The sequence below is a fragment of the Cupriavidus sp. GW822-FHT06G04 genome (genome assembly GCF_058799075.1).
This window is the reverse complement of the sequence record NZ_JBXALD010000004.1, coordinates 429123-449974: the sequence shown is the minus strand read 5'-3', so window position 1 is coordinate 449974 and position 20852 is coordinate 429123. Positions and strand designations below refer to the sequence as shown.

Annotated in this window: 22 protein-coding genes and 2 tRNA genes; 12 read left to right on the top strand and 12 right to left on the bottom strand. The window is 62.6% G+C overall.

All coding sequences use genetic code 11. From position 1 onward, the window contains the following. Positions 1–165 precede the first annotated feature (165 nt). Positions 166–915 carry a FadR/GntR family transcriptional regulator gene (locus AC1RKI_RS12560; protein ID WP_061959879.1) on the bottom strand — a complete coding sequence of 250 codons (750 nt, stop codon included), beginning with the start codon at positions 913–915 and terminating at the stop codon, positions 166–168. 281 nt (positions 916–1196) lie between these two features. Between AC1RKI_RS12560 and gudD the strand changes: the two genes are divergently transcribed. The 5 genes from gudD to AC1RKI_RS12535 all read left to right on the top strand — a co-directional run bounded on the left by gudD (position 1197) and on the right by AC1RKI_RS12535 (position 5973). After that, positions 1197–2564: a glucarate dehydratase gene (gene gudD / locus AC1RKI_RS12555; protein WP_490714753.1), complete on the top strand. Its 1368-nt coding sequence runs from the start codon at positions 1197–1199 to the stop codon at positions 2562–2564. 198 nt (positions 2565–2762) lie between these two features. Continuing rightward, positions 2763–3791, top strand: coding sequence for a Bug family tripartite tricarboxylate transporter substrate binding protein (locus tag AC1RKI_RS12550; protein ID WP_084004282.1), 1029 nt, complete (start codon positions 2763–2765; stop codon positions 3789–3791). Positions 3792–4203: 412 nt separating this feature from the next. Continuing rightward, the gene (locus AC1RKI_RS12545; protein ID WP_061959887.1) at positions 4204–4830 is read left to right on the top strand and encodes a CsgG/HfaB family protein; all 627 of its coding nucleotides are present in this window, start codon (positions 4204–4206) and stop codon (positions 4828–4830) included. Positions 4831–4858: 28 nt separating this feature from the next. Continuing rightward, positions 4859–5320 carry a DUF4810 domain-containing protein gene (locus tag AC1RKI_RS12540; protein WP_244786922.1) on the top strand — a complete coding sequence of 154 codons (462 nt, stop codon included), beginning with the start codon at positions 4859–4861 and terminating at the stop codon, positions 5318–5320. Continuing rightward, positions 5317–5973, top strand: coding sequence for a DUF799 domain-containing protein (locus AC1RKI_RS12535; RefSeq protein ID WP_244786924.1), 657 nt, complete (start codon positions 5317–5319; stop codon positions 5971–5973). Before AC1RKI_RS12540 ends, AC1RKI_RS12535 begins: the two co-directional genes overlap by 4 nt. Before the next feature lie 83 nt (positions 5974–6056). Here the strand turns inward: AC1RKI_RS12535 and AC1RKI_RS12530 are convergent. After that, positions 6057–6146, bottom strand: a tRNA-Ser gene (locus AC1RKI_RS12530). A gap of 278 nt (positions 6147–6424) precedes the next feature. Between AC1RKI_RS12530 and AC1RKI_RS12525 the strand changes: the two genes are divergently transcribed. Then, a complete protein-coding gene (locus AC1RKI_RS12525; RefSeq protein ID WP_061959875.1) occupies positions 6425–6955 on the top strand; it encodes an outer membrane lipoprotein in 531 nt (176 codons plus the stop codon). A gap of 103 nt (positions 6956–7058) precedes the next feature. Here the strand turns inward: AC1RKI_RS12525 and hemW are convergent, their stop codons facing one another. The 6 genes from hemW to AC1RKI_RS12495 all read right to left on the bottom strand — a co-directional run bounded on the left by hemW (position 7059) and on the right by AC1RKI_RS12495 (position 12215). Beyond that, positions 7059–8318 carry a radical SAM family heme chaperone HemW gene (gene hemW, locus AC1RKI_RS12520; protein WP_244786926.1) on the bottom strand — a complete coding sequence of 420 codons (1260 nt, stop codon included), beginning with the start codon at positions 8316–8318 and terminating at the stop codon, positions 7059–7061. Continuing rightward, positions 8315–8929 carry an RdgB/HAM1 family non-canonical purine NTP pyrophosphatase gene (gene rdgB / locus AC1RKI_RS12515; RefSeq protein ID WP_061959873.1) on the bottom strand — a complete coding sequence of 205 codons (615 nt, stop codon included), beginning with the start codon at positions 8927–8929 and terminating at the stop codon, positions 8315–8317. The genes hemW and rdgB overlap by 4 nt, the downstream gene beginning before the upstream one ends. Before the next feature lie 18 nt (positions 8930–8947). Continuing rightward, positions 8948–9664 carry a ribonuclease PH gene (rph, locus tag AC1RKI_RS12510; RefSeq protein WP_061959872.1) on the bottom strand — a complete coding sequence of 239 codons (717 nt, stop codon included), beginning with the start codon at positions 9662–9664 and terminating at the stop codon, positions 8948–8950. Positions 9665–9960: 296 nt separating this feature from the next. After that, positions 9961–10875: a PP2C family protein-serine/threonine phosphatase gene (locus tag AC1RKI_RS12505; protein ID WP_150979373.1), complete on the bottom strand. Its 915-nt coding sequence runs from the start codon at positions 10873–10875 to the stop codon at positions 9961–9963. A gap of 26 nt (positions 10876–10901) precedes the next feature. Next, complete coding sequence (locus tag AC1RKI_RS12500) at positions 10902–11972, bottom strand: serine/threonine protein kinase (protein WP_061960268.1); 1071 nt, start codon at positions 11970–11972, stop codon at positions 10902–10904. Between the two features lie 45 nt (positions 11973–12017). Beyond that, entirely contained in the window at positions 12018–12215 is a 198-nt protein-coding gene (locus tag AC1RKI_RS12495; RefSeq protein WP_227459851.1) for a hypothetical protein, read from the bottom strand. Between AC1RKI_RS12495 and AC1RKI_RS12490 the strand changes: the two genes are divergently transcribed. The 4 genes from AC1RKI_RS12490 (at position 12202) to AC1RKI_RS12475 (ending at position 16824) form a co-directional block, all read left to right on the top strand. Continuing rightward, positions 12202–13137 (top strand): YicC/YloC family endoribonuclease, encoded by a 936-nt coding sequence (locus AC1RKI_RS12490; RefSeq protein WP_150979371.1) that lies wholly within the window; start codon positions 12202–12204, stop codon positions 13135–13137. The genes AC1RKI_RS12495 and AC1RKI_RS12490 overlap by 14 nt on opposite strands. Before the next feature lie 4 nt (positions 13138–13141). Further along, the gene (gmk, locus tag AC1RKI_RS12485; RefSeq protein ID WP_492795504.1) at positions 13142–13792 is read left to right on the top strand and encodes a guanylate kinase; all 651 of its coding nucleotides are present in this window, start codon (positions 13142–13144) and stop codon (positions 13790–13792) included. A gap of 85 nt (positions 13793–13877) precedes the next feature. Beyond that, on the top strand, positions 13878–14081 hold the full coding sequence (rpoZ, locus tag AC1RKI_RS12480) for a DNA-directed RNA polymerase subunit omega (RefSeq protein ID WP_006578656.1): 204 nt from the start codon (positions 13878–13880) through the stop codon (positions 14079–14081). Between the two features lie 322 nt (positions 14082–14403). Beyond that, on the top strand, positions 14404–16824 hold the full coding sequence (locus AC1RKI_RS12475; protein ID WP_061958496.1) for a RelA/SpoT family protein: 2421 nt from the start codon (positions 14404–14406) through the stop codon (positions 16822–16824). On the opposite strand, the gene greB is transcribed toward AC1RKI_RS12475, so the two are convergent. Beyond that, positions 16821–17396, bottom strand: coding sequence for a transcription elongation factor GreB (gene greB, locus AC1RKI_RS12470; protein ID WP_061958495.1), 576 nt, complete (start codon positions 17394–17396; stop codon positions 16821–16823). The genes AC1RKI_RS12475 and greB overlap by 4 nt on opposite strands. A 124-nt stretch (positions 17397–17520) precedes the next feature. Between greB and AC1RKI_RS12465 the strand changes: the two genes are divergently transcribed. After that, a tRNA-Arg gene (locus AC1RKI_RS12465) sits at positions 17521–17597 on the top strand. Positions 17598–17740: 143 nt separating this feature from the next. On the opposite strand, the gene AC1RKI_RS12460 is transcribed toward AC1RKI_RS12465, so the two are convergent. Together AC1RKI_RS12460 and AC1RKI_RS12455 are read right to left on the bottom strand one after the other, a co-directional pair. Then, entirely contained in the window at positions 17741–18172 is a 432-nt protein-coding gene (locus AC1RKI_RS12460; protein ID WP_404991312.1) for a hypothetical protein, read from the bottom strand. A 59-nt stretch (positions 18173–18231) separates the two neighbouring features. Beyond that, complete coding sequence (locus AC1RKI_RS12455) at positions 18232–19032, bottom strand: DNA adenine methylase (RefSeq protein WP_404991313.1); 801 nt, start codon at positions 19030–19032, stop codon at positions 18232–18234. A 286-nt stretch (positions 19033–19318) separates the two neighbouring features. Here AC1RKI_RS12455 and AC1RKI_RS12450 point away from each other — a divergent pair, with 286 nt between their 5' ends. After that, a complete protein-coding gene (locus AC1RKI_RS12450; RefSeq protein WP_404991314.1) occupies positions 19319–20476 on the top strand; it encodes an acyltransferase family protein in 1158 nt (385 codons plus the stop codon). Here the strand turns inward: AC1RKI_RS12450 and AC1RKI_RS12445 are convergent. After that, complete coding sequence (locus AC1RKI_RS12445) at positions 20448–20840, bottom strand: tail fiber assembly protein (RefSeq protein WP_404991315.1); 393 nt, start codon at positions 20838–20840, stop codon at positions 20448–20450. The genes AC1RKI_RS12450 and AC1RKI_RS12445 overlap by 29 nt on opposite strands. Positions 20841–20852: the final 12 nt, after the last annotated feature.

Genomic DNA, 20852 nt, shown 5'->3' with positions numbered 1-20852 from the left:
AACCGAAAGGGACGGCGTGAATACCGTCACGCAATGAAAGGGCAGCAAGATGCTCGTCGCCACCCGGATTGGGCTGTAGTGATTTTGTCGTAAGACATCATATGACATCACGCGGTGCCTCGCAACCGCTGACGCCCGGCCGGTGATGCCGCCGGGCGCATGATTTTAGACCGGGGATCCGGCCAGGGCGGACGCCTTGCGCAGGCGCTCGCGACTGTTGGTGAGGTGCATGCGCATCGACGCCTTGGCCGCTTCCGGGTCGCGGCGCTCGATGGCGTCGTAAATGCTTTCGTGCTCGAAGTTCACGCGCTCGAGGTATTGCTCGCGCTCGGGCTGGCTGACCTGCAGCCGGCTGCGCGGAATCACCATGGTGCCCAGATGACCCATGATGTCCGTGAAATAGCGATTGCCTGTGGCGCGCGCGATCGAAAGGTGGAATTCGAAATCCGACCCGACCGCGTCGCTGCCTTCCGCGGCATTGCGCTTCATGTCGTCGAGCGCGCGGCGCATGGCGCGCAGATGCTCGTCGGTACGGCGCGTGGCAGCCAGGCTGGCGGCTTCGGCTTCCAGGCTCACGCGGAATTCCAGCATGGCCAGCACGTCCATCGCGGTCACCATGGCCGACGGATCGATGCGAAACGGCGAATGGCTTTCCACCGGGCGATTGAGCACGAAAGTGCCGATGCCGTGGCGGGTTTCCACAAAGCCGCTGGCCTGCAGGCGCGACAGCGCTTCGCGCACGACGGTGCGGCTGACGCCGAGCGTGGCCATGATTTCGGATTCGGTCGGCAGCTTGTCGCCCGGTTTCAGCCGTCCCTGCTGGATGTTGTCGGTCAGGTTGCCAACCACTTCCTCGGCGAGCGTGCGGCCGCGGCGGCGCAGGGGAGCGGGCGAAGTCATCGGAGCATTGGACATGGCGTGGCAGGTGATAAACCGGTATGGGGATGACCCTGACGGTCGAATTGTTGACCGCGCGGGGACGGCCTCATTATACTGCGCCATAAGTTATACGACGACCGATAACGCACACGTTGTTGTTGCTGTGAGAGGTCCGCTATGGCCTCCGGGCAGCGGCAACACGCGACGGGAAGTGCAGCGACTAGCTAATATATTAGCGTATGACAACAGCGGGACGCTGCCTGGATACTCGGGGAGCGATCCTGGCGCCCCTTTACCAGGATTCGGAGACGACCTTCATGAACGCCATTGCCCCTGCCACCGCGACCGCGACGCCGATCGGCGCTACGCCGGTGGTCACCGAACTGACCGTTGTGCCCGTAGCCGGCCACGACAGCATGCTGATGAACCTGTCGGGCGCGCACGGTCCGTATTTCACCCGCAATATCGTGATCCTGAAGGACAGCGCGGGTAACACCGGCGTGGGCGAAGTGCCCGGCGGCGAAGGCATTCGCCAGACGCTCGAGGATGCGCGGCCGATGGTGGTGGGCCAATCGATCGGCCAATATCAGGCGATCCTCAACCAGGTGCGCGCGGCGTTTGCCAGCCGCGACGCCGGCGGTCGCGGCCTGCAGACCTTCGATCTGCGCATCGCGATCCACGCCGTGACGGCGCTCGAGGCGGCATTGCTCGATCTGCTTGGCAAGCATTTGCAGGTGCCGGTGGCGGCGCTGCTTGGCGAGGGTCAGCAACGCGATGCCGTGGAAATGCTCGGCTATCTGTTCTACGTCGGCGACCGCAGCAAGACCACGCTTGACTATCGCACCGAACCGAACGCCGACAACGAGTGGTTCCGCATCCGCAATGAAGTGGCAATGGACGCGAAGGGCGTGGTGCGCCTGGCCGAAGCCGCGTTCGAGCGTTACGGTTTCAACGACTTCAAGCTCAAGGGCGGCGTGCTCCGCGGCGACGAGGAAATGGAAGCCATCGTCGCGTTGCACGAGCGGTTTCCCAATGCGCGCGTCACGCTCGACCCTAACGGCGGCTGGCTGCTGGCCGACGCGATCCGCCTGTGTCGCGACAAGCACGGCATCCTGGCCTATGCGGAAGACCCGTGCGGCGCCGAGGACGGTTATTCGGGCCGCGAGATCATGGCCGAATTCCGCACTGCCACCGGCCTGCCGACCGCAACCAACATGATCGCTACCGATTGGCGTCAGATGGGCCACGCGGTCCGCCTGCATTCGGTGGATATCCCATTGGCCGATCCGCATTTCTGGACCATGCAGGGCTCCGTGCGCGTGGCGCAGATGTGTTCGGAATGGGGCCTGACGTGGGGCTCGCATTCGAACAATCACTTCGATATCTCGCTGGCGATGTTCACGCACGTGGCGGCCGCCGCCCCAGGACGGGTCACGGCGATCGACACACACTGGATCTGGCAGGACGGCGAGCATCTGACGCGCAATCCGCTCAGGATCGAAGGCGGGCTGGTGCAGGTGCCCAAGACGCCGGGCCTGGGCGTGGAACTGGATATGGACGCACTGGCGCGCGCCAATCGTCTGTATCAGGAAAAAGGTTTGGGCGCGCGCGACGACGCCATCGCCATGCAGTTCCTGATCCCGAACTGGAAATTCAACAACAAGATGCCCTGCATGGTGCGCTGAGCATCGAGCCGCCTTCGATTCGACCTCGATTCGACCTCGATTCTCGATTCCTCGGCGGCATGCGTCAGTGCGCCCGGACGACGGCGTGTGATGACGCGCCGTCGGCTTCGGGCGGCACGCCAGCATTGACCAGCAATCATCAGCAGTCACAAGCAATTCCCAGAGAAGCAGAAAGCCTACACAGGCAGGAGACAAGCCATGAACAACACTTATTCGCACGCGCCGCGCGCGTCGCGTATTTCCAGCATGCTGCGCCGCTTGGCCGGCGTGGCGATCGCCCTGGCGGCCGGCATTACGGTCAGCGGCGCGGCCCAGGCCGCGAATGCCGCATGGCCGCAGAAGCCTGTTTCGGTAGTCGTGCCGTTCCCGGCCGGCGGATCGACCGACACCATCGCGCGCATGCTGGCGCCGCCGCTGAACGAGAAACTCGGCCAGCCATTCGTGATCGACAACCGCCCCGGCGCCACCGGCGCGATCGGTGCGACGTTCGTGAAGCGCGCGCCGGCTGACGGCTACACGATGCTGGTGGCGTCGATCGGCGTATTTGCGGTCAACCCATTTCTGCAAAAAAACCTGCAATACGATCCGGCCAAGGATTTCGATCTGCTGACGGTCGCTGTGCGTGCGCCCAATGTGCTGGTTGCCAATCCGAACTTTCCGGCCAAATCGCTGCAGGAGCTGGTCGCGTACATGAAGAAGAATCCGGGCAAGGTGTCGTTTGCCAGCTCGGGCGCCGGATCGTCGGATCATCTGACGGCCGCGCTGTTCTGGCAGAAGAGCGGCACCGAAGGCCTGCATGTCCCCTACAAGGGCGGCGCGCCGGCAATCTCCGATCTGCTGGCCGGACAGGTCGACGTGTCATTCCAGAACGTCAACGCGGTGCTGCAGCACATCCGCACCGGCAAGCTCAAGGCTCTGGCGGTGACATCGGACAAGCGCTCGGTGGTCTTGCCGAACGTGCCGACCATGGCCGAAGGCGGTGTCAAGGATGTGGAGGTGTATTCATGGCAGGGCGTGGCCGCACCGAAGGGGCTGCCGGCCGACGTCAAGACGCGCCTGCATGACGCCATCGTCAGCGCGCTCAAGGACCCGAGCATGCAGAAGAAGCTGAGCGAACAGGGCTTTGAAGTCGTGGCCAATTCGCCGGAACAGTTCGTCGAATTCGAAAACCAGGAACTCAAGCGCTGGAAGCATGTGATCGAGCAAGGCAAGATCACCGCCGAGTAAACGGCGCGCGGCCGGCCGCAACGGCCGGTCTTCGCCCGTTCCAGGAAAAGCGCTCGCAAGCCAGACACTGGCACGCGCTGCAATCGGCCCCGCCCGCAAAGGCGGGGCTTTTTCATGGCCCGTGATTGCGTCGGAAGTGTCCCGGTTCGGGCGTGTATCGGCGAAGCCCCGACTGAAGTGGGGATGCCTCTGCCAAGGCTCAACAAATCTGTCTTTTGTCCGATACAGATCGAGGGTTGCGAAGAAATCCGTCCGGTAGAATTTTTCGCTTTTCGAAAAAATTTATCGAATCTCTTATTGGTTCGATCCTGCCGGCGCGGCATGGCTTGCGTCGCCCATTTCGCTTATCTGGAGAATTGAATTGAAGAATCTGAAGACCTGCTGCCTGCTGGGCGTTTTCGCCGCCATCGGCATGGCCGGTTGTGCGACGGAATCGTCGACTGCCTTGCCGGTGCAGAAGGTGGAAAGCGCCAGCCGCCCGTACAACGGCGTGCGCACACCGATTGCCGTGGGCAAGTTCGACAATCGCTCGAACTACATGCGTGGTGTGTTCTCGGACGGCATCGACCGCCTGAGCGGCCAGGCCAAGACCAGCCTGGTGACCCATCTGCAGCAAACCAATCGCTTCAATGTGCTCGAGCGTGAAAACCTCGACGAAATGAAGCGCGAGGCGGCCATCAAGAATCAGGCGCAGAAACTCAAGGGCGCCGATTTCGTCGTGACCGGCGACATCACCGAATTCGGTCGCAAGGAAGTGGGCGATGTGCAGCTGTTCGGCATCCTGGGCCGCGGCCGCGAACAGGTGGCCTACGCCAAGGTCAACCTCAATATCGTCAACATCAGCACGTCGGAGGTTGTGTATTCCACGCAGGGCGCTGGCGAATACAAGCTGTCGAATCGCGAGGTGATCGGTTTTGGCGGCACGGCCAGCTACGACTCGACGCTGAATGGCAAGGTGATGGACCTGGCCATGCGCGAAGCCGTGAACAATCTGGTCAACGCGGTGGAAAGCGGCGCCTGGAAGCCGACGCAGCAGTAAATCTTCATCCCAATCCACGAGAACAACAATGAAGCAAACGGTCACGCTGCGTAACGCGGCGTTCTTGTCGGCGGCGAGCATGCTGCTTGCCGGCTGCGCGGGTCCACAGCCCATGTATCAGTGGGAAGGCTATCAGGCGCAGGTCTATCAATACTTCAAGGGCGAGTCCAAGGAAGAACAGGTCATCGCGCTGGAAAGCGGTCTGGAAAAGATCAAGGCGAAGGGCGGGTTGGTGCCGCCGGGCTATCACGCCCAGCTCGGCATGCTGTACCTGAATCTGGGCAAGGACGATCAGATGGTCAAGGAATTCCAGACCGAGAAGACGCTGTTCCCGGAGGCCACGCCATACATGGATTTCCTGATGCGCAATATGAAGACCGATGCGCGCAAGGACGTCGGCGCCGATGCCGCGTCGCCAGTCAGCGCCAAGGGCTCGCCTGACACCACGGCCGAGGTCAAGTCCAACACCGTCACCGGGAGCGTCAAATGATCCGCCGCATGCTGACCTATGTCGCGACGCTGGGCCTCGTGATGCTGTTCGCCGGCTGTGCCATGCCGAAGAAGCAGGTCGACTACGCCGCATTCAAGGCGGCGCGCCCGCGTTCGATTGTCGTGCTGCCGCCGTTGAACGAATCGGCGGACATCAAGGCGAGCTACTCGATGCTGTCGCAGGCCACCGCCCCGCTGGCTGAATCGGGCTACTACGTGCTGCCCGTGGCGCTGGTCGACGAGACGTTCCGCCAGAACGGCCTGACCGTGCCCGGCGATATCCACCAGGTGCCGGCCAACAAGCTGCGCGAGATCTTCGGCGCCGACGCCGCGCTGTACGTGACCGTGACCGATTACGGCTCGCGCTATCAGGTGTTCAGCAGCGTGACGCGCGTGGCCGCCAACGCCAAGCTGGTCGACCTGAAGAACGGCGACACGCTGTGGAGCGGCACGGCCGTGGCGGTGGACGACGGCGGCAACGGCGGAGGCAACCTGATTGCGATGCTGGTTACCGCGGCCATCAAGCAGGCGGTCAACCATGTCACGGACGCCAGCTATCCGATGGCCGGCGTGGCCAGCGTGCGGCTGCTTTCCGCCGGTACGCCGGGCGGCATCCTGTACGGTCCGCGATCGCCGAAGTACCAGTCGGACTGATCGATCAGCGGCCCGCAGCGGCAAAGCAAAATGCCGCGGCACTGTCTCCCCAAGGGGAGGCGGCGCCGCGGCATTTTTTTATGTGGCGGAAGCGGTGAGATTCGAACTCACGGATGGGTCACCCCATCGGCAGTTTTCAAGACTGCTGCCTTAAACCACTCGGCCACGCTTCCGGATCGGGAGGACTGCGGGGCATTGTAGCGCGTCAGCCGAAATGCCCGGCCGCGCATTATACAAGGATGCGAGGCGGTGCAGTGTGATGCTTGTGATGCGGATGCACGCCTCCTATTGTTGATGGGTCCGTCATTGCGACGGTCTGTCGGGCGGTTTGTCGGTGTTTGTCGGACACAGCGGAACCATGTGGGTGTCGCACATCTCCTAGACAGTGCGACACGCCGTTTTCCGATGCTGCGTGTTGGCTTTTCAAACAGCCATTAGAGGAGAGATATTCATGCTGGATCAACGCAAGGACCAACCCCGGTCGTGGCTGGCCCTCGGCGGCCTGGGCGCGCTGGCGCTGGCCGCCGGCCTGGCCGGTTGTGCACAGCCGGGCTATGGCGGTTACGGCAACTACAGCACCGCGCCGCCGCCGGCCGGCTACGAGCAGCCAGGCACCAACACCTACCAGGCGCCGGCCGGATCGGTATTCACTGGCCGTGTCGAATCGATCGAGCCGATCCAGACGACGCAGGGCAGCTCGGGCATTCTGGGCACCGTGATTGGCGGCGCGGCGGGTGGTCTGCTCGGTCACCAGATCGGCGGCGGACGCGGCCAGACCGCAGCGACCATCATCGGCGCGGTGGGCGGCGCAGTGGCTGGCAATCAGGTCGAGAAGCGCGCCGGCAGCAGCACCTCGACCGTCTATCGCGTCAATGTTCGCCTTGACGACGGGCGCGTGGCCACGGTGACGCAAAGCAATATCGGCAACCTGCGCGTGGGCGATCGCGCGCGTGTCGCCAACGATATGGCAACGCCGTATTGATTGCGCGTCGATAAGAAAAAGAAAAGCCACACGTTTGCGCGTGTGGCTTTTTTTGCGCCTGCATTCTGCATCCCGCGTGCGGCATATCCCGAGGGGCTTGGCCTCAATCCTTGAGGAACATCTCCTGCAAGTCGTTCAGAAAGCGTCTGCCAAGTTCAGTGGGCTTGATCATGGTCGGATCCGCTTCGAGCAAACCTTTCTTTTCGGCAGCCGCCAATTGCTTGCCGATCGTATGCAGCGGCAGGCCGGTGTAGTCGTGAAAACTCGATGCCGGGACGCCGTCGGTCAGGCGTAGCGCGTTGAGCATGAACTCGAACGGCAGGTCGCTCGCGGCCACATCGTGCGCTTCCTGCACGGCGTTGCCTGCCATCGCCTGTTGCATGTAGGTGGCCGGGTGCTTGTGGCGCATCTGGCGCAGGATGCGATGCGGAAACGACAGCTTGCCATGCGCACCCGCGCCAATCCCGAGGTAGTCGCCAAAGCGCCAGTAGTTGAGATTGTGCTTCGCTTCCCGATGCGGCTTTGCATAAGCCGATGTTTCATAATGACGATAGCCGGCCTGCGCGGTGCGTGCTTCGATGATGTCCTGCATCTCGTAGGCCAGGTCTTCGTCAGGCAGTGCGGGCGGAAACTTCGCGAACAGCGTGTTCGGCTCGAGCGTCAGATGATAGAGCGACAAATGCGTGGTGCCGTATGACAACGCCGCTTCGAGATCGCGCAGGCATTGTTCCACCGACTGGCCCGGCAGCGCGTACATCAGGTCGAGGTTGACGTTATCGAAATGCGTCAGCGCGATGTCGATGGCGGCGCGCGCTTCGCGCTCGCCGTGGATGCGCCCGAGCGACTGAAGGTGTTGGCCGTTGAAGCTCTGGATGCCGATCGAAAGCCGGTTGATGCCGCTGGCGCGATAGCTGGCGAAGCGTTCCGCTTCGAACGTGCCCGGGTTGGCCTCCATCGTGATTTCGGCGTCGGCGTCGAGCGGCAGCAGCGCGCGGATATCGGACAACAGGCGATCCATGCCCGCCGCCGACAGCAGGCTTGGCGTGCCGCCGCCGATGAACACCGTGTGCACCGGTCGGCCCCAGACCAATGGCAGCGACTGCTCCAGATCGGCGCGCAAGGCGTCCAGATAAGCGTCTTCGGGAATGTCGTGGCTATCCGGCTTGCCGGGCACCGCGTGCGAATTGAAATCGCAGTACGGGCACTTGCGAACGCACCACGGAACGTGGACGTACAGCGACAGCGGCGGCGAGCCGGGCAGCGCGATCTGGCCCGGCTTTAGCCACAGTTGCTGGTTGTCGGCCGGTGAAACCTGCGCGGCGGGCGCCGGCTTGCCGCTGCCGGCCGGAATGATCGGAATCATGCGCCGACCTTGAGTTGCGCCGCCTGCAGGCGCGCGACCAGACCTTGCAGCGCCAGGGCCCGATGACTGACCGAGTTCTTTTCCTCGGCGCTTAGTTCGGCGGCGGTCTTGCCCAGCGTTGGCAGCAGGAAATGCGGATCGTAGCCAAAGCCGCCCGCGCCGCGCGGGGAGTCGACCACTTCGCCGGCCCACGTGCCTTCGGCGATGATCGGGCGTGGATCGTCGGCATGGCGCACCAATACCAGCACGCAATAGTAGTTCGCGCGCCGGTTCAGCTTGCCGGCCAACTGCGAGATCAGATGGGCGTTGTTGGCGGCGTCGGTCTTTGGCTTGCCGACCATCTGCGCATAGCGCGCCGAATAGACGCCCGGCGCGCCGTCGAGCGCGTCCACGCAGATCCCGGAATCATCGGCCAGCGCGGGCATGCCGGCCAGCCGGCTGGCATGGCGCGCCTTGGTCAGCGCGTTTTCCACGAAGGTGGCATACGGTTCCTCCGCTTCGGGAATGCCGAGCGCGCCCTGCGGCACGACGTCGAAACCGAGCGGCGATAGCAGCGCGTTGAACTCGCGCAGCTTGCCCGCGTTGTTGGAGGCCAGCACCAGGCGTTGCATCGTCGATCCCTCCCGCCCTCAGACGCCGAGCGCTTGCTTCTGGTGCCGCACCAGTTCGGCAATGCCGGCCTCGGCCAGGCGCGTCATCGCGTCCAGATCCGCGCGGCTGAACGGAACGCCTTCGGCGGTGCCCTGGACCTCGACAAAGCCGCCGCTGCCGGTCATCACCACGTTCATGTCGGTGTCGCAGTTGCTGTCCTCGGCGTAGTCGAGATCGAGCACCGGCACGCCGTCGACCATGCCGACCGACACCGCTGCGACGAAATCGCGAATCGGGCTGGCGGCGATCAGGCCGTCGCGCATCATCTTGCTGACAGCGTCATGCGCGGCGACGAACGCGCCGGTGATGGCAGCCGTGCGCGTGCCGCCATCGGCCTGCAGTACGTCGCAATCGAGGTGGATCGTGTATTCGCCTAGTGCCGACAGATCGAACACCGTGCGCATGGCGCGGCCGATCAGGCGCTGGATTTCCTGGGTGCGCCCGGTCTGCTTGCCGCGCGCGGCCTCGCGGTCCGAGCGCGTATGCGTGGCGCGCGGCAGCATGCCGTATTCAGCCGTGACCCAGCCTTCGCCGCTGCCTTTCTTGTGCGGCGGCACCTTGCTCAGGACGCTGGCGGTGCACAGCACCTTGGTATCGCCAAAAGCACTCAGCACCGCGCCTTCGGCGTGGCGGGTGTAGTGGCGGGTCAGGGTGATGGGTCGCAGCGCATCGGCTGCGCGTCCGCTGGGTCGCATGGGGAGTCTTTGTCGGAATCGTGTGAGACCGCGATTCTAACGCTGGCAGGCCGGCCGTGCCCGATACGTGCCCGATACATGCGAACGGGCGCCGCGAAACCCGCTTGGCCGTATCGAACAGGGCGACCGCGGCCGTGCGGCAGACGGCGGAGTGACGGGGTCGACAAACAGGGCGGGGCGCAGCCGTGGCGCTGGAGGCCGCGCCGAGGCAGTCCAAAGGCAACCCGGCCGCGGTCGGCCCGCGGTGAGATTGGCTGCGGAGCCTCCGGTGGCGCCCGCCGTGGGGCGCCGACGCGTCACCGCATCAGGTTGCTGGTCTTGTCGATCGCTGCGCGGATTTCGGCAATCGAGCGTTCGATTTCCTCTTCCGAAAGCAGATCGGTGTCGTTGCCGGTGCGTTCGAGGATCGACGTCGTGAAGGCGTTCAACGGCAAGGTGTCAGTGAGCACCGCATCGTCGTTGGTTACCGTCGCGTCCGCTTCCCACATCATGGCGATTGCTGTGGTGTTATCGGCACCTTCACCCGCGTTGGCCAGCGACTGCTCGATCAGGTCGGGGATCGCGTGGACCACCGACAGTTGCGTCAGCTTGTCGACAATGACCTTTTCGTCGATCGCGCCCCACAGGCCATCGGAGCACAGCATGGCGACGTCGCCTGGCTCCAGGCGCACCGGGCCGCCGATATCGATCAGCGGCAGGTTCGGCGATCCCAGGCAGTTATAGAGCTTGTTGCGCTCCGGATGGTTGGCCACTTCCATCGGTAACACGCGTTCCTGCTGCAGCAGGTTTTCGATCTTGGAGTGGTCGCGCGTGCGGGTCAGCAGGGCGGCCTTGCGCATCAGGTAGAAGCGCGAGTCGCCGGCATGCGCCCAGTGGATCTGGCCATGCTGGATCAGGCAGCACACCACGGTCGTGCGCGGCACGTCGGCCAGGCGATTGGCCTCCGCGTATCGGTGGATCTCGCGGTGCGCGAGCATGATCGTGTCCTGCAGGAAATCGGCCGGATTGCGGATCGCCGGTCGCGCCTGCGTCTGGAACTGGCGCGCCAGCGTCTGCAGCGCCTGTTGCGCGGCCACTTCGCCAAAGGCATGGCCGCCCAGGCCGTCGGCCAGCACCATCAGCAGGGCGTCGCGCGTGAAGCAATAGCCCATGCGGTCCTGGTTGATGCGGCGGCCGCCTTTCCGGCTTTCCTGATAGACGGAGAATCGCATTGCGGGAATTTGTGTCGGTTCGTGCGTTAGTCGCCGCTTTCGCCGGTTTGCACGGCGTGGGCGGGCTTTTCGGCAGGCTTTTCTTCGCGGCGGCGCAGCAGTGTCATAAAGCGGCTGGTCGCGTTCAGGCGTTCAGTCGCCGGGCCGGCCGGAGCGCTTGACGCCGCGGCGGATTGTTCTCCCAGCGCGTTGCTCTGATCGCGCAATTCCTTCTGCAGCCGGAAAACGCTCTGGGGCCGTTCGGAAGGCGCCAGGCGCAGGCACCATTCGACCAGATCGACGAGGCCGTTGGTGTAGGTGGCGCGCAGGCGCGCGATGGATTCGGCCATGCGGTCGTCTTTTTCGCGCTGGTTGGCTTCCTGGGGCGGCATGCCGGCCATGCAGGCATACAGCGTGGCGCCCAGGCTATAGATGTCGGTCCAGGGTCCCAGATCGGAATGCTTGCCGTACAGTTCTGGCGCCGCGAAACCGGGCGTGTACATCGGCTGGAAACGTGCGGCTTCCATCGTCAGGATCTGCCGCGCGGCGCCGAAGTCGAGCAGGATCGGCGATTCGTCCTCGCGCAGGTAGATGTTGCCGGGCTTGATATCGAGGTGCAGCAGCTTGTGGATATGCACTTCCCGCAGGCCGCTCATGAGGTTGTGAAACACCGTGCGGATGAAGCGCTCGCGCAGGACCTTGGCCTTGCCCTGCTGGCGGGCCTGCAGGATATGTTCCTGCAGCGTTTTGCCCAATTCGTAGTTCATCACCATGTAGACGGTGGAATTTTCGCGGAAAAAATTCACCACGCGAACCACGCTTGGATGAGAAATACGCGCCAGCGAGCGGCCTTCCTCGAAGAAATACTTCAGGCCCAGCCGGAACGACGCGGCATTTTCCTCGGGCACGACAGGAATCAGTTCGCCGGGATTGCGGCGCGCCAGCGATGACGGCAAGTATTCCTTGATGGCGACCGGAGCCCCCGTGTCGTCCGTGGCAAGGTAGACAAAACTGAACCCCCCGCTGGCCAACTTCTTTACAATACGGTAGTTGGCGAGCAGCGTGCCGATTGGGAGCGGCGCGCTCTTGGGTGGGTTGGCGCCCTTGGACTCTGTCATAGGATTCGGGACCTCATTTGCTCCCGGATTCTCCGGGCTAATCGGTCACTTGTAAAGGAATCCGTGGCGGGGTGTGTTGCCAAATATCCGCGCTTTCGGTTCGCTGATTTCCATTGATTTTTCGGGCAAACAAGCTTGCCCGATCCGGTTGGCCGGGCGTTGCGCGATGCGCCGCGCCGGCCCCATGCCAAACACCCGCTTTTTCGACTCTTTCTCGAGATAAACGACAATGATCCACAGCATGACAGGCTATGGCATGGCGACACGCCAGGCGCCGCTGACAAACGCCCAAGGGGAGCCAAGCGGCCGTACCGCGTCGGTTTCGGTGGAATTCCGCACTGTCAATTCGCGTTTTCTCGACCTGCTGTTCCGCGCGCCTGAAGAATGCCGCGCCTTCGAACCCGCCCTGCGCGAAATGCTGATGGGCGAGCTGTCGCGCGGCAAGCTCGAATGCCGTATCAACCTGCAGCGCACCGACGCCGGCGGCGCAACGCTGGCGCTCAATCACGGTTTGCTCGAACAAATCCGCGCGCTCGAATCGACCGTGACCGCCACGTTCGCGGGTGCCGGCACCATGCGCATGGGCGAGATCCTGCGCTGGCCGGGCGTGCTGGTCGAGCCGGAACTGTCGCAGGAGTCGCTGCGCGAAGCGGTGCTCGGCGCCGCGCGCGAGGCCGTGAACCAGTTGATCGAGGCGCGCCGCCGCGAAGGCGCTGCGCTCAAGGCCGCGCTGGAAGAACGTATCGACGCCATGCTGGCGATCGTCGAGCGCCTGACGCCGATGATTCCGCAACTGATCGCCCATCACCAGGAAAAGCTGACCGAGCGGCTGCAGGAAGCGTTCAACCTGGCCGCGCCCAACGGCATGCCGTCGATGAGCCGCGACGAAATCGCCGAGCGCATCCGCCAGGAAGCCACGGTCTACGGCATCCGCATCGACATCGCTGAAGAACTCTCGCGGCTGCAGGCGCACCTTAACGAAACGCGGCATATCCTGAAGAAGGGCGGGCAAGTCGGCAAGCGGCTCGATTTCATGATGCAGGAGCTCAACCGCGAGGCCAATACGCTGGGCTCGAAGGCCGCCGCCAAGGAGCTCGCCGACGCCTCGATGGAGCTAAAGCTGCTGATCGAGCAGATGCGCGAACAGATTCAAAACCTCGAATAAGATCATGAGCGAAACCACCCACACCGCCATCGATACGGTCTACCCCGGCAACCTGTTCATGGTGGTGGCGCCGTCAGGGGCCGGCAAGTCCACACTGGTCAATGCCTTGCTGGCGCAGGACAAGTCGATCCGCCTGTCGATCTCGCACACCACGCGCAAGCCGCGTCCGGGCGAGCAGAACGGGCGCGAGTACCACTTCACCACCATCGACGAATTCCGCGTCGCGCGAGATCGCGGCGATTTCCTGGAATGGGCCGAGGTGCATGGCAACTACTACGCCACGTCGCGCGTCTGGATCGAGCAGCAGATGGCCCAGGGCAACGACGTCCTGCTGGAAATCGACTGGCAGGGCGCGCAGCAGGTGCACAAGCGGTTCTCGAACGCCATGGAGATCTTTATCCTCCCGCCTTCGCTGACCGCTCTCGAGGATCGGCTCAAGAAGCGTGGCCAGGACGAACCGAACGTGATCGTGCGTCGGCTGCTGGCAGCAGGCAGCGAAATGGCGCATGCTTCGGAGTCCGATTACGTGATCATCAACGAGGTCTTCGAGGACGCGCTGCAGCAGCTGCAAGCCGTCGTCCGTGCCACCCGTTTGCGCTTTTCGTCGCAAAAGGCGCGGCATGCCGAGCTCTTCATCGAGCTCGGTATTCACTGAAGCCAGGGCGCCAGCCGGAGCGTTCCGGCTGGGTGCTGTAAAATACCGGCCTGTCGAACAGGTTTCATCCCAAGGTGGATTTCATATGGCGCGTATTACCGTCGAAGATTGTCTGAAACACATCCCGAATCGCTTCGAGCTCGCGCTCGCGGCGACGTACCGCGCACGTCAGCTCGTGCAGGGTCACACGCCCAAGGTCGAGGCCAAGGACAAGCCCACTGTCGTGGCGCTGCGCGAAATCGCGTCGGGCCAGGTCGGCATCGAAATGCTGAAGAAGGTTCCGACCTGATTGCCCGGGCGGCCCGTGGTTCATCCTTGCTTCGCGTGCGTGCGCATTCAGCCAAGCATTCAGTCGAATTCCAGGGGCCGCCGCCATGCCTTCGTCGCCACTCGATCCCGCTATCGCCCCACCGGCCCAGCCGGACGACGGGTCGTTGCGCACCTCGAAGGCGCCGGACGCTCTCAGCGGGGCTGCCGCTCCCACGGCCGTGGCGGCTTCGGCCACCACAGTGGCGCCCGGAGCACCGCTGCCCGGCGCTCTGCCGGTATCGAATTCCCTGCCTCCCGCACCGTCGTCCACACCCGGACGTAGGCATTCCGGACAACATCCAGTGAACGCCCGTACCGGTGCTCCCAATTTGCCCGATCCGCTCGGCGACAACGTCGTCGGCGAGCGCGCCGTCGTCCCGCCGATCCAGCAGGGCAAGGCGCGCGCCGCGCTGGCCAACGACCTGGTAGCCGAGCCGGTGGCCGGCACCGTTCCGGCCACGGCGGGCGGCGAGTTGTTCATCGATGCGGTGCTGGCGCAGTCGTACCGGCATTTCTTCGGGCCGACCTCGCAACCGGCGGTGCCTCCGCGCCAGCAGGTCATTTCGATCTCGCGGCTGATGGAGAAGCTGGCTTATCTGAAGCCGGCTGACCAGGCGCTGGTGCGCGAGGCTTTCCAGTTTTCGGACGAAGCGCATCTCGGACAGTATCGGCAAAGCGGCGAGCCGTACATCACGCATCCGGTGGCTGTTGCGGAGTTATGCGCCGACTGGAAGCTCGATGTGCAATCCATCATGGCGGCGCTGCTGCACGACGTGATGGAAGACCAGGGCATCACGAAAAGCGAACTGGCCGAGAAATTCGGACCCAAGGTTGCCGAACTCGTCGATGGCCTGACCAAGCTGGACAAGCTCGAATTCCAGAGCCGCGAGCAGGCGCAGGCGGAAAGCTTCCGCAAGATGTTGCTGGCGATGGCGCGCGACGTGCGGGTCATCCTGGTCAAGCTGGCGGATCGTACGCACAACATGCGCACGCTCGATTTCGTGCCGCCCGAAAAGCGGCGCCGGATCGCGCTCGAAACCATGGAGATCTACGCGCCGATCGCGCATCGGCTGGGTCTCAATACGATTTATCGCGAGCTGCAGGAACTGTCGTTCAAGGTTGGCTCGCCGTTCCGCTACGCCACGCTGGAAAAGGCGGTGAAGGCTGCGCGCGGCAATCGCCGCGAGGTGGTCAAGCGCATCCTGGAAGCCGCGCAGACCGCGCTGGCCCAGGCCGGCATCGTGGCGGAGCTTTCCGGGCGCGAGAAGACGCTGTACAGCATCTATCGCAAGATGCACGACAAGCAGCTGTCGTTCTCGCAGGTGCTCGACGTCTACGGCTTCCGCGTGGTGGTGGAAACGCAGATGCATTGCTACATGGCGATGGGCGCGCTGCACAGCTTGTACAAGCCGATGCCCGGCAAGTTCAAGGACTACATCGCGATTCCGAAGATCAACGGCTACCAGTCGCTGCATACCACCCTGGTGGGGCCGTTCGGCACGCCAGTGGAATTTCAGATCCGCACGCGCGGCATGCACCAGATCGCCGAGGCCGGCGTGGCGGCGCACTGGATGTACAAGCATCAGGCCGATCATGCCAACGACATCCAGCAGCAGGCGCACCAGTGGCTGCAGTCGCTGCTCGATATCCAGAGCCAGACCGGCGATTCGCAGGAATTCCTTGAGCACGTAAAGATCGACCTGTTCCCCGACGCCGTGTACGTGTTCACGCCGAAGGGACATATCCGCGCGCTGCCGCGCGGCGCCACAGCGCTCGATTTTGCCTATGCGGTCCACAGCGACCTTGGCAATCAGTGCGTCGCCGTGAAGATCAACAACGAATTGCTGCCGCTGCGCACCGAGCTCAAGAGCGGCGATATCGTCGAGGTGGTGACCGCGCCGTATTCGAAACCGAATCCGGCCTGGCTCGCCTTCGTGCGCACCGGCAAGGCGCGCGCGGCGATCCGGCACTATCTGAAGACCACCAAGCTCGACGAGGCGATCCAGTTGGGCGAGCGTCTGCTGGAACAAGCGGCGCGCCAATTGGGCATCGAACTCAAGGCGGTGCCGCAGTCGGTATGGGATCGCATGATCCAGTGGACCGGCAACAAGGCCAAGGAAGACATTTTCGCCGACCTGGCGCTGGGACGGCGCGTTCCGGCGGTGGTCGCGCGCCGCATGGAAATCCTGCTGCAGGAACTGTCCGGCGACGTCGACAGCGCTCTGCTGGCCGCGGTGCAGACCTTTGCCGGCGAGGAAGCGCCGGCCGTGCCGATTACCGGCGACGAAGGCATGTCGATGATTTTCTCGGCCTGCTGCCGCCCGATTCCGGGCGATTCCATCGTCGGATATCTTGGCAAGGGCGAAGGCCTGCAGATCCACGTGCAGGACTGCAAGGTGGCCAAGCGCCTGCACAGCAAGGACCCGGAGCACTGGATCGAGGTGATGTGGGCCAAGAAGACGACGCGCGCGTTCGACGTATCGATCAAGATCATGGTGCGCAACGTGAAGGGCATCGTGGCGCGCGTGGCCGCCGATCTCACGTCGGCCGATGCCAACGTGGCGCACGTCGCCATGGAGCAGCAGCAAAGCGGCCATCAGGAAGCCACCTACATGCAGTTTGTGATCCAGGTGCAGAACCGCCTGCATCTGGCCAACGTCATGCGCGCGTTGCGGCGCAACCCCGACGTAATCCGGATCTTCCGCGACCGCAACGACGGCTAGGCCTGCGCTCCTGCGTCCTTGGGCGGATAGCGGACTTCCAGAATATCGATCTGTTCGACGCCGGCCGGCGTGCGCAGCGCCACGGTGTCGCCTTCGCGCGCCTTGATCAACGCCTTGGCGATCGGTGAAATCCAGCTCACGTGGTTGTTGTCGAGATCCACCTCGTCCATGCCGACAATCGTGATCGTGGTTTCCTCGCCTGCCTGGTTTGCGTATGTCACGGTCGCGCCGAAAAAGATCTGATCGTTGTCGCCCTGTGCGGAGGGATCGACCACCTCGGCCTTGTCGAGGCGGCGCGTCAGGAAGCGAATGCGCCGATCGATCTCGCGCAGGCGCTTCTTGCCGTAAAGGTAGTCGCCATTTTCCGAACGGTCGCCGTTTGACGCGGCCCAGGAAACGATCTGCACCACCTCGGGCCGTTCCACATCGATCAGATGCATCAGCTCGTCGCGCAGCCGCTTGTAGCCGGTGGCGGTGATGTAGTTCTTGGTGCCGGGGGGCAGCGGCGTGGCGCCTTCGGGAAGATCGTCGTCGTCATCGTTGGACGACTCTTTGACAAAAGCCTTGTTCATGGTCCGAATCACTTCATAGGATTCTCATTATAGGAAGTTGCGCGCGCGGACTTCGTCGCGCGAAAAAGATGCGCGAGGGGGCTTCACAAAACTGAAAACTTCTATATAATCTTGTTTCTCGGTTGCGGCTGTAGCTCAGTTGGATAGAGTACTTGGCTACGAACCAAGGGGTCGTGGGTTCGAATCCTGCCAGCCGCGCCAACCTATACGTGAAAAGGGCTTCCAGAAATGGAAGCCCTTTTTGCATTGCGCGGGCACGCTTTCCAGCGTGGTCGTCGCAATCTTGTAAAGTCGCGCGGCCTTTGGCATGACTTTGCGCGGTGTTTGGCACATCGCACCGGCCGCTAATTTGCCCCTTTCCCTGGCGAGTCGTCCTCGATGGATGGCCGATAGCGAGGTGGCATGGGGGCTCCCCCTTCGAACCGGTCGGCCGCCTCCCGGACAAACTCGATCTCACACCCTAATTCCCGGATCTTGGCGACGTCCGAGTCGACGATCCGCGCCCCCATGCGAACCCGGATTCGCATGCTTCCCTTGAGGTCCGGACGCTTGCGGATCATCTCCTTCAGTAGTTTCACGACGCCCAGAACAGCGACAGCGGCCTCAGCACCATCCTTAACCAAGAGGAAGAATTGTTGCAGTTCCCCAAGCGTCGGGAACGCTCGGGTGAACGTTTCTTGGACAGCCACACCCTCAACAGGGTCGGTCCAGAATGCCATGCCAAGTCGCGGGCCTACTACTTCTATCTGCAATGCAACTTCATCGATTTGATCCACTGTTCCCTCCCGTCCTTAACATTGAGCATCGATGGTAACAGGAGGGTTGCATACGCTACTTAGAAGAGCTGGCCCAGTTCGGACGGCGTCCAGTTGGTGATCACCAGCTCGCGGCTGGTATCCGGCTGGCCCTGGCGGTTAGCCACGCTGTACTTGATGTCCAGACCCATCATATGGTGGCCGTCAAACGCTTTCCGAATGTCCGGATGGTCATTGATTGACACCATGACTTTGCCCTTGCAGGTCCGCATGATCTCAGCCATCCGCTCGTAGTTTTCGAAGCCGAACGGGACGCCATAGCCCTCGGTCTGCCAGTACGGCGGGTCGAGATAGAACAGCGTGTGAGGCCGGTCATAGCGCCGTATACATTCCTGCCAGGCCAGATTCTCTACGTTGGTGCTGGCCAGCCGCAGATGCGCCGCCGATAGGCTCTCCTCGATCCGCAGCAGGTTAACCATCGGCGCCGTAGTGGCCGTGCCATACGTCTGGCCATCGACCTTCCCCCCAAAGGCGTGGTGCTGCAGGTAGTAGAAGCGGGCGGCACGCTGAATGTCCGTTAGGGTCTCCGGGTTGGCCATCTGCTGCCATTTGAAGCCTTGGCGGCTGGAGATCGCCCATTTGAACTGCCGGACGAACTCCTCTAGGTGGTGCTGCACGACGCGGTACAGGTTCACCAGCTCGCCGTTGATATCGTTGATGACTTCGACCGGTGCCGGCACCTGGCGCAGGAAATACAGTGCGGCGCCACCGCAGAAAACCTCCACGTAGCATTCATGGCCCGGGAACAGAGGCAGGAGCCTGTCCGCCAAGCGACGCTTGCCGCCGAGCCAAGGAACGATCGGAGTTGCGCTTTGTAGCATGTGGTTAAAAAGCCCTATTTCGGAAGGTTAAAAACTGATAACCTCGGCCCGCTATGTCGACATGGCAGGGGGGCCTCGGCTCTGGCTCACAGCTACTACCTGTGGTCAGGGTGGCGGCTGGGTGTTCCAGCACCTAGCCGTCGCCCTCTTCATTCCTTAGCTAGCACGGCACCCTTCAAAAGTAGGGTATGTGCAGCAAACATTACAAAAAACGATGTAAGTCTTACCGTGACTGGTTTCGCGTCCGATACAATTCGGACGCACAAAAAAAACCAGTTCAACAAAAATGCCTACAAAGCCAGAACGGCTTACCGGGGTCGATTCGCTTCGCGGCATCGCCATCTTGCTGGTGGTCGCCGTACATTCATCCGGCTTCATCGCGCCAGAATCCACATGGCTGACAACGTTTGCGAACCTCGGGCCTCGCGGCGTCCAGCTTTTTTATGTGGTGAGTTCCTTTTCCCTTTTTCTGTCCTTTGCCAATAGGCAGGCTGCGCACCAGTTCTCTTATCGCGCCTACTTCATTCGACGGATCGCGCGGATTGCGCCCACCTTCTGGCTCGCCATGGCGTTGTACCTGCTGGCCTTCGGCGTGGCGCCACGGTACTGGGCACCAAACGGAGTAACGGGAATCGACATTGCGTTGACTGCTGCGTTCCTCAACGGATGGTCGCCCACGGCAATCAATTCCATTGTTCCAGGTGGCTGGAGTGTGGCCATCGAAACGACGTTCTACCTTTTGCTGCCGTTCTGCTTCCTCTGGATTCGCAGCCTTCGCGCGGCCGTGTTTGCCACGGTACTTGCATTGGTTGTGCGATATGTCCTCGGCAACTGGGTGTTCAGGACGCAGCTCCCAGGATTCCCCGAGGATCAGCGGTACCTCCCTTACAGCTATGCGTGGGAACTCTGGCTTCCGGCCCAATTGCCGGTGTTCATGCTTGGCATCGTGCTGCACTTTTTGCGAGAGAAGACGCGCGGTACGCAGCCGGGTATCGGCGTTTGTTGGCTCGCTGGCGCGATCGCTCTGATTGCAGTTTCCCGTTTCGTGCCGACGGAGGAATTCATTTCGAGTTCCTTCCTTGCAGGTGTGGGCTTTGTGTTGCTGGCCCTTGCAGTGTTCGACCGTGACGTGTCGTTTCTCGATAACCCCGTGTTTCGAAAGATTGGGGAAGTAAGCTTCAGCATTTACCTGTTGCATCACCTCGTCATGCACTTCGGAGCCGGTTACATCATTAAGGTGCTACAGGCATTGGGACAGGGTACAAAGGGCAATCTGTCGTATGGGGTTGCCTACCTCTTGATTGTTACCGCATCGACCCTGCTAGCCCTAGTGACATATCGCTTCGTCGAGCAGCCGAGCATCCGACTGGGCAACAAACTTGCTCGATGGATCGAGCGCGACAAAGCACTTCCTATCAGCGGTCGGGCGGAACCGGCCAACTGATCGCATGCGGAAAGCCGGGTTGCTGCGGCACGTCTCGTAGCGCCTGGCGATACGCCACATAACGCAACCGCGTTTCTTCCGGCACATCCCCAAGTTGCGTCCAGTCCGTAGCCCGAATCAAGGCATCTCGCTCGGCCCGCACGATATTAGCGAGATCCAGGTCGGAGTGACTACGCAAGCGTACCGTCGGTAGACCGTCATCATCGGCCACTACCTCGCCATCCGACCGTTGCGCCTGAATCAAGGCAAGGCGCTCGGCCGGAACCTCAAGAGCATCCGCTGGCCAGCTCCCCGCCTCCTCGTATAGCTCGCGGTCATCCTCCGGATAAAAGCCACCGGTCAACTTCGAATAAAAGACCTTCATTCGTTCCCTCCG